Source organism: Massilia mucilaginosa, from assembly GCF_011682145.1.
GTDB classification, from domain to species: Bacteria; Pseudomonadota; Gammaproteobacteria; order Burkholderiales; family Burkholderiaceae_D; genus Telluria_A; species Telluria_A mucilaginosa.
Map to the genome: position 1 here is coordinate 535121 of NZ_WHJH01000001.1, position 7853 is coordinate 542973.

At 66.6% G+C, this 7853-nt stretch carries 6 protein-coding genes and 1 pseudogene; 3 read left to right on the top strand and 4 right to left on the bottom strand.

Annotated elements, in window-relative coordinates:
• Positions 1–54: 54 nt before the first annotated feature.
• The 3 genes from F2P45_RS02390 to F2P45_RS02400 form a co-directional block, all read right to left on the bottom strand.
• On the bottom strand, positions 55–1512 hold the full coding sequence (locus tag F2P45_RS02390; RefSeq protein ID WP_166870163.1) for a Ppx/GppA phosphatase family protein: 1458 nt from the start codon (positions 1510–1512) through the stop codon (positions 55–57).
• A 109-nt stretch (positions 1513–1621) separates the two neighbouring features.
• Complete coding sequence (locus F2P45_RS02395; protein WP_166870164.1) at positions 1622–2788, bottom strand: GGDEF domain-containing protein; 1167 nt, start codon at positions 2786–2788, stop codon at positions 1622–1624.
• 17 nt (positions 2789–2805) lie between these two features.
• Complete coding sequence (locus F2P45_RS02400; RefSeq protein WP_166870166.1) at positions 2806–3081, bottom strand: hypothetical protein; 276 nt, start codon at positions 3079–3081, stop codon at positions 2806–2808.
• Positions 3082–3244: 163 nt separating this feature from the next.
• Here F2P45_RS02400 and F2P45_RS02405 point away from each other — a divergent pair, with 163 nt between their 5' ends.
• From F2P45_RS02405 to F2P45_RS02415, 3 genes are all read left to right on the top strand, one after another.
• Positions 3245–4045, top strand: a complete 801-nt coding sequence (locus F2P45_RS02405) for a fused MFS/spermidine synthase (protein ID WP_166870168.1) — start codon at positions 3245–3247, stop codon at positions 4043–4045.
• A 165-nt stretch (positions 4046–4210) separates the two neighbouring features.
• Entirely contained in the window at positions 4211–7102 is a 2892-nt protein-coding gene (locus F2P45_RS02410; RefSeq protein ID WP_166870170.1) for a bifunctional diguanylate cyclase/phosphodiesterase, read from the top strand.
• A 90-nt stretch (positions 7103–7192) separates the two neighbouring features.
• The gene (locus F2P45_RS02415) at positions 7193–7414 is read left to right on the top strand and encodes a hypothetical protein (RefSeq protein ID WP_166870172.1); all 222 of its coding nucleotides are present in this window, start codon (positions 7193–7195) and stop codon (positions 7412–7414) included.
• 179 nt (positions 7415–7593) lie between these two features.
• Here the strand turns inward: F2P45_RS02415 and F2P45_RS35535 are convergent.
• Positions 7594–7853: pseudogene (locus F2P45_RS35535) on the bottom strand (IS4 family transposase); the annotation flags it as partial.

The window sequence follows — 7853 nt, forward strand, 5'->3', positions numbered from 1 at the left end:
CCACCGATGGGCGTTTCATACAAAAATCCCGGCTAGCTAGTGCCTTCGTGGGGACTACGCCACGCTGCGCACGCTGAAATCGACCCCGACTTCATCCCACCATTCCTGCTCTTTTTCGATCCAGTACGACACGGTCGGATGGCTGCCCACCCACTCGCGCCGGATCTCGAGGTCGATCCGGTTCTTCATGCGCAGCTTGAGTTCCCCGGCGTCGGCGTCGATGCGCGCGTGCATCAGCAGGATCGCCACGCGCAGCGCCAGCACCGCCTTGGCGAAGTCGGTATCGGCCAGCGCCTCGGCCACCTTGCGCAGGTTGCCCTTCTGCGCCAGGATCAACTTGCTCATGATGCGCTGCTCGCGCGTGGTGAAGCCGGGCATGTCGGCGTTCTCGATCATGTAGGCCGCATGTTTATGGTAGCCGGTCTGCGACACCACCATGCCCATCTCGTGCAGCAGCGCGCTCCAGCGCAGCAGCTTGGCGCAGCCGTCGCCGGCCGGTTTCAGCTGCGCGTACATCTCGCCGGCCAGCTGCGCCACGCGGGCCGCGCGTTCGCCGTCGACGTGGAATTTGAGCGCCAGCGCCGCCACCGACTCCTCGCGCCGGTCGCGCTGCATCGAGCGCAGGTACAGGTCCCACATCACGCCCAGGCGCAGGCCCGCTTCGACCGGCTGCATGACCTCGATATCGAGCTCGCGCACCAGCGCGATCAGGATCGCCAGCCCGCCGATGATGGTGCCGGCCCGGTCCGGGCGCAGGCCCGGCATGTCGATCAGCGCCACCTGGCCGAAGTCGATGAAGCGCAGCTTGAGCGCATCGAGTCCGGCCGCACTGAGCTTGCCGTCGCCCAGGTTGTTCTTGGCGATGATGTCGGCGATCGCCCGGATCGTGCCCGAGGAACCGTAGGCCTGCTTCCAGAACTGCGGATGGTAGGGCGGCGCGGCATCTTCGAAATGGCTGCGCGCCGACAGGATGGCCGCCTCGAACGAGACCGCGTCGACCCGTCCGCCGACAAAAAACGACAGGCTTTGCTTGACCGTGCCGATGCTGAACGACTCGACCCGCTCGATGTCGGCGCCGCGCCCGAGAATGATTTCGGTGGAGCCGCCGCCGATGTCGATCACCAGGCGCCGCTCGGACGGCTCGGCCAGCGCGCTGGCCACGCCCATGTAGATCAGGCGCCCTTCTTCCTCGCCCGAGATGATCTCGATCGGATGGCCGATGGCCTGTTCGGCGGCCGGCAGGAAGGCCGCGCCGTTGCGCGCCACGCGCAGGGTGGAGGTGGCCACCACGCGCACGGCGTCGAGCCGGTAGCTTGACAGCACCGCCTGGAAATTGCGCAGGCAGGCCAGCGCCGACTGCATGGCCGCCTCGGTCAGGTTGCCCTTGGCATCGAGGCCGGCGGCCAGCCGGATCGGCTCGCGCACGCTTTTCAATACCCGGATCGCATCGCCGTCGTGCTTGCCGATATGCAGGCGAAAACTGTTGGAACCTAAATCTACGGCAGCGTACATCGAAGCCTCTTTCTGTATTGTTGTCATCAAGGCTCTCCTGCTGCAAAACCAATCACAGTAGCAAAGTAATATGACGCCGTCATGACCGGCGCCCTGGCAGTTGTGCGAGTTACAGCGGCGGCGCGGTGCCGCCCGGCGCCGCCACCACCTTGTTGCGCCCGCCCTGCTTGGCCGCGCGCAGGGCTTCGTCGGCGCGCTTGAACAGGCTCACCGTGCTGTCGTCCGGGCGGATCACGGTCACGCCGAAACTGGCCGTCATCGAAATCATGGCGCGCTCGGTCTTGACCGGGCTGGCCTCGACCGCGGCCCGGATCCGCTCGGCCACCAGCATGGCTTCATCGATGCCGGTGCGCGGCAGCAGCAGCGCGAACTCCACGCCCACCAGGCGCCCCAGCTGGTCGCTGTCGCGCAACTGGCGCTTGCACACCTCAGCCACGCAGCGCAAGACCGTGTCGCCGGCCGGATGGCCGTAACTGTCGTTGACGCGCTTGAACTGGTCGAAGTCGAGCATCACCAGTGAACTGGGCTGGCCGGGCCGGCGCGCCAGCGCCATCCAGGGCGCCAGCGCCGCGAAAAAGCTGCGCCGGTTGGGCAGGTCGGTCAGCGGATCGACCAGCGCCAGGCGATCGAGTTCCACGCGCTGGTGTTCGCGCGCCAGCAGCAGGTAGCCGAAGCCGTTGAGCAGCATCAGCAGGTACAGCGCGGCCGAGGCCAGGACCTGCAGCAAGCCCTTGCTCAGCCACCCCCAGCCTTCGGGCATGGTCAGCACCAGGATGCCGCGCGCGGCCACCAGCAGGGCCAGCAGGGTGATCGAGATGACCAGGAAGCGGTGCAGCATGCTGCCGCCGCGCCAGCCGCGCGCCAGGGCCGCCGCGCTGGCCAGGTGCAGGCCGCCGAGAATGAGCGCGCCGGCCACCACCCGCATGCCGGCTTCGTCGATCGCGTAGCAGGCCAGGAACAGCGCCACCGACACGCCCATGACCGGATAGGCGATGCGGCGCCAGGCCAGGCGTCCGACCGACTCCCACAGCGCGCCCGCCTCCAGGCCCACGCCGACGAACAGCACGGCATAGCCAAGCGGGATCGAGACCGCGTCGGGCACCACGCCGCTGCCGTTAAAATACAACAGCAGCCAGGCCACCGCCTGGCATTGCTTGGCGATGGCCCAGGTCGACCAGCTCAGCGACTTGCCGCGCTCGTACTCATAAAAGAACAGCGCCGCGGCCAGGCTCAGGTTGCCCAGCGCGAGCGCGAACAACATCGTCGTGATGTCCATGGCCGCGCTATGGGAGCTCAGACTTCGTGTTCGACGTTGCTGCTGCCGTCACCGATCTTGCTGGCCCAGGCTTGCGCGAAGAACTGCTTTTCCAGCTCGCTGGGGGCGTCGTTCCAGAACACGATCAGGGTGCCCTTGTGGTCGTGGATCTGGGTGAACTTTTCGATGAAGCCCTCGACGCCGGCAAGGTCGGCCAGCGCCACCACATAACCATAGACCCGGGTCAGGCGCTCGATCCGATCGGGCTCGGTGAAACTGTTGGTGGCGGTGATGGTGGGGTGGTCTAAAAACATATTCTCTCCGGGTTGGCCGCGCCGCTGGCGCACCGCTTGAAGCCGGCCACACACAGCCGGGGCAACGATCAGCTTATCAGAAACCGCAGGGGCGCAACAGGGGCGCGTGGGGCGCCAGCCGTTATACTGGCGCCTACCTCGCCCGTCACCGTCCACCACCGCCATGCCGCCACCGACCGAGCCTTCGCGCCCGCCCACGCCCTCCCCCGCCGCGCCGCTGGTGCAGACCCGGGGCGACCGCCGCACGCTCGAATTCATGCCCGGCGACGTGCAGTCCGAAATGCGCCTCTCGCGCCCGCAAGCGCTGGTGCTGGCCTACTGCCGCGCCATCATGTGCTTCGCCCTGTTCGTGCCGCGCCCGCGCGCCATCGTCATGGTGGGGCTGGGCGGCGGCTCGCTGGCCAAATTCTGCTACCGCCATTTTCCGCAGGCGCGCATCACCGTGATCGAACTGCGCGCCGACGTGATCGCCCTGCGCGAGCAGTTCTGCGTGCCGCCCGACGACGAGCGCTTTACGGTGGTCCATGCCGACGCGGCCGACTGGCTGGCCGGGGCCCCGGCCTGCGCCGACGTGCTCGTGGTCGACGGCTTCGACAGCGCCGGCCTGCCGCCGGCGCTGGGCACGGCGCGCTTCTACGGCGACTGCCGCGCCGCCCTGCGCGACGGCGGGGTGCTGGTGGCGAACATCTTCAGCTACGACCCGCGCTATGCCGGCATGCTGGCGCGCCTGCGCCTGATGTTCAACGACCGCGTGTGCTGGTTCGAGCGCATGGCCGGCAACAACCACATCCTGTTCGCGGTCAAGGCCCCGGCCCGGCTCGATCCGGCGCGGCCGCTGGCGCGCGCCTTGCGGGTGCAGCGCTGGGTGGCGCGACGGCGCGGCCTGGGCAGCATCGCGCTCAACCGCCTGCTGGCGCGCGCCGTCGTGGCCTGGCTGCAACACCGCTTCAAACGTTCCAAATGACAACGCCTGCGTGGTTTTTTAGTTGCTGCACATCAATCATTTTACCAATATTCATCATTTTGTGACAAACTTACGACGCATCGGGCGCTGCGCACAGGCGCGCCGCCCTGTTGTCGCCCACTTTTCGCCCTCATATTTCTCGCGCTCTACTCTAGGAATCAGGAAATGTTGCGTCGTCGCTTGCCGTTCTCGCTCACCGTCGCGGCGGCGCTCACTCTCGGGGCTGGCCTGGCCGCCACCGTCCTGCTCGCCGTAGCTGTGGCCCGGCTCGAAGACGACAAACTCGCGCTCGCCTTCCAGCAGCGCGCCACCGTGCGCGTGGCCGCCATCCGCCAGGGGCTCGAAGAAGCGGTCGAAGTACTGACCGTCACCAACCAGCTGTTCGCCACCGTGCACCCGGTCACGCGCCGCCAGTTCCATGACTTCACCCAACCGCTGCTGCGGCGCTACCCCTTCATCCAGGCCTTCAACTACCACCGGGTGGTCGGCGGCGACGAGCGCGCGGCGATGGAAGCCGAACTGCAGCAAGTCGTGCCGGGCACGCGCATCACCGAAATGGGCCCGCAGGGCCGCCACCTGGCGCCGCCGCGCGCGCAGTACAGCGTGGTCGACTACCTCGAACCGATGAAGGGCAACGAAGCCGCCTTCGGCCTGAGCGTCGGCATCAACACCCAGGTCATGAACGCGCTCGAACAGGCCACCGTGAGCGGGCGCGCCGCCGCCACCGGCTTACTCAGCCTGGCGCAGGACCAGCGTCCGCAAGGCGGCTTCGAAGTCATCATGCCGGTGTACCGCCCCGGCGCCGCGCTGGGTAGCGCCGAGCAGCGGCGCGCCGCCCTGATCGGCGACACCGCCGCCATCATCCGCGCGCGCGAACTGGTCGAAAAAATCCTGCGCGGCTCCGACCTGCACCTCGACCACGGCGTGCTGCTGGCGGTGTACGCCAGCGCCAGCGCGGAGCCGGCGCAACTGGTCTACGCCAGCGCCGGGCTGGAAGCGGCCGCCCGCCAGCGCGCGGCGCTCGGCCCGCTGCGCCAATGGACCACGTCGGGCCACCGCGAACGCCTCGGCGCCGCGCTCGATGTGGCCGGGCAACGCTGGCAAGTGGTGGTCAGCAGCGCGCCGCGCCCGTTCCTGCACAACCATCCCGGCTCGGTCTCGACCCTGGCCGGTGGCTTTCTGTTTACGCTCCTGATCACCGCCTTCGTGCAAACCCTGGTGCAGCGCTCGCGCCGGGTGCAGTTGCTGGTCAACGAGCGCACGGCCGACCTGAAACTGTCCAACCAGCGCCTGCTCGACGACGTGCTGGCGCGGCGCCGCACCGAAGCGGCCCTGCAGGAAAGCGAGCAGCGCTTCCGCCAACTGGTGACCATGTCGTCCGACTGGTACTGGGAACAGGACGCCGACCTGCGCTTTGTCGACATCACCGGCGGCGTGGGAGAAAAAGGCGGGGCGGCGGCGGGGCGCCTGATCGGGCGCACGCGCTGGGAAACCGTGGCCGGCATGCAGGAGACCGACTGGGGCAAGGCCCACATGGCGCAACTGGCCGCGCGCGCGCCGTTCGCCGACCTCGAATACGAAACCGTGGACGATCAGGGCGAGGCGCGCTGGTTCAGCGTCAACGGCGAACCGGTGTTCGACGCCGACGGCGTCTTCCGCGGCTACCGCGGCACCGGCACCGACATCACCGCCCGCAAACACACCGAGCAGCGCATCCACCACATCGCCCAGCACGACGTGCTCACCGGCCTGCCCAACCGCAGCCTGCTGCAGGACCGCCTGGGCCAGGCCGTGGCCTACTCGCAGCGCTGCGCGCGGCCGGTGTGGGTGCTGCTGATCGACCTCGATCGCTTCAAGTTCGTCAACGACAGCATGGGCCACAAGGCCGGCGACGTGGTGCTGATGACGGTGGCGGCGCGCCTGCGCGCGGCCCTGCGCGAAACTGACACCGTGGCACGCCTGTCGGGCGACGAATTCGTCGTCATCCTCACCGAGCACGCCGAAGAACGGCTGCAGGCCGACGTGGTGCAGCGCCTGATGGACGCGGTGGCGCAGCCGGTGCCGCTCGGAACCAAAGAATTCTTCGTCACTTGCAGCATCGGCGTGGCCGTCTACCCGACCGACAACACCCCGGCCGACAGCCTGATCGAGCATGCCGACATCGCCATGTACCGCGCCAAGAAACTGGGCCGCAACAACTTCCAGTTCTACACGCCGGCCATGAACGACGAAGCGCAGGAACGGGTGCGCATCGAAAGCGCCCTGCGCAGCGCGCTCGAACGCGACGAATTCGTGCTGCACTACCAGCCGCAGGTCAATCTGGCGAGCGGCCAGGTGGTCGGCATGGAAGCGCTGATCCGCTGGCAGCATCCCGAACTGGGCGTGGTCGCGCCCGACCGCTTCATTTCGGTGGCCGAAGAGACCGGCCTGATCGTCCCGATCGGCGCCTGGGTCATGCGTACCGCCTGCGCCCAGAACAAAGCCTGGCAGGACGCCGGGCTGGGCATGCTGCGGGTGGCGGTGAACCTGTCGGCGCGCCAGTTCGGCGCCACCAACCTGCTGGCCGACATCAGCGACGTGCTGGCCCAGACCGGGCTGGCGCCCTCGCTGCTCGAGATCGAACTGACCGAAAGCCTGTTCATGAGCGACGTCACCCTGGCGGTTGAACTGCTGCACAGCATGAAGTCGCTCGGCGTGAATCTGTCGATCGACGACTTCGGCACCGGCTATTCGAGCCTGTCGTACCTGTCGCGCTTTCCGATCGACGTGCTCAAGATCGACCGCTCGTTCGTCTCCGACATCACGCGCGACGCAAACGACGCCGCGATCGTCGCCTCGATCATCGCACTGGCGCACAACCTGAAGCTGTCGGTGATTGCCGAAGGGGTAGAGACGGCCGAGCAGCTCGACTACCTGCGCCGCCACGGCTGCGACGAAATGCAGGGCTACTACTTCAGCCGGCCGCTGGCCGCGCCCGCCTTCGAAGAACTGCTACGCCAGCGCAAAAGCCTGCCGCTGTCGGTGACGGCGGCGCACGCGGAGCGGGTGGAAGCGTAAAGTGGTGTGGTTTAGTAGTCAGATCGACATCTTTGTTCAAAAATAGACTATCATCGTCGACTGACAGCCATTTTTAGCCAAGCGACACCCATGAGTGAAGACTTTCAGCGCCAGCGGACCGATCCGCAAGGCAGCGAAGCGCCCAGCCCGCGCACCGATTTCCGCACGCGCGACGTGGTCAACCAGGCGATCGCCGCGATCCCGAGCGTGGGTGTGCAGCAAGCGGCGGAATTCCTGGCCGCCATGAACGTCCCCTCCGAAATCGCGATCCGCACCCTGATCTACAAAGGCACGCGCCGCGACGAACTGTAGCGCCTGTTTCCCCGCCCCCCTCCCCGGCTAGCTTTCCGGTAAAACCTCCTACAACCGGGGTCAAAGCTCTTACAACCGGGGTCAGAGCTCTGACTCGAAACATTGTTAATTCCCCCATCGATTAAATTGCAAACTAAGCAATTTTTTCTTAACCGAGGTCAGACCCTAATGCCGTTAAGTTAAGCGCTTGACTTCAATCTGGTTACCGGATATCTCTGCGCTTTCGCTTTTACGACCCGGTCGAACGTCCGATCAGGTCGGTAAGTCTTCAGATCGAGTACCAGCCTTTCCCGTAGTCGGCTTAAGGTGGCTGGGAGTTTTCCTTGGGCCTGAGTTGCTGCCGCGATGAACAACTCATATTGGATCGTGCGCAGTGCCAGCACAAAGCTGATGTCGGTAGGCTGGCACTTCGCTTCGAGAGCGGCCTTGGCGATTTCAA

What these genes read in the sequence shown, in the direction of transcription:
- F2P45_RS02415 (WP_166870172.1), top strand. Translation starts at nt 7,193, where the DNA reads ATGAGTGAAGACTTTCAGCGCCAGCGGACCGATCCGCAAGGCAGCGAA.
- F2P45_RS02410 (WP_166870170.1), top strand. Translation starts at nt 4,211, where the DNA reads ATGTTGCGTCGTCGCTTGCCGTTCTCGCTCACCGTCGCGGCGGCGCTC.
- F2P45_RS02400 (WP_166870166.1), bottom strand. Translation starts at nt 3,081, where the DNA reads ATGTTTTTAGACCACCCCACCATCACCGCCACCAACAGTTTCACCGAG.
- F2P45_RS02390 (WP_166870163.1), bottom strand. Translation starts at nt 1,512, where the DNA reads ATGTACGCTGCCGTAGATTTAGGTTCCAACAGTTTTCGCCTGCATATC.
- F2P45_RS02405 (WP_166870168.1), top strand. Translation starts at nt 3,245, where the DNA reads ATGCCGCCACCGACCGAGCCTTCGCGCCCGCCCACGCCCTCCCCCGCC.
- F2P45_RS02395 (WP_166870164.1), bottom strand. Translation starts at nt 2,788, where the DNA reads ATGGACATCACGACGATGTTGTTCGCGCTCGCGCTGGGCAACCTGAGC.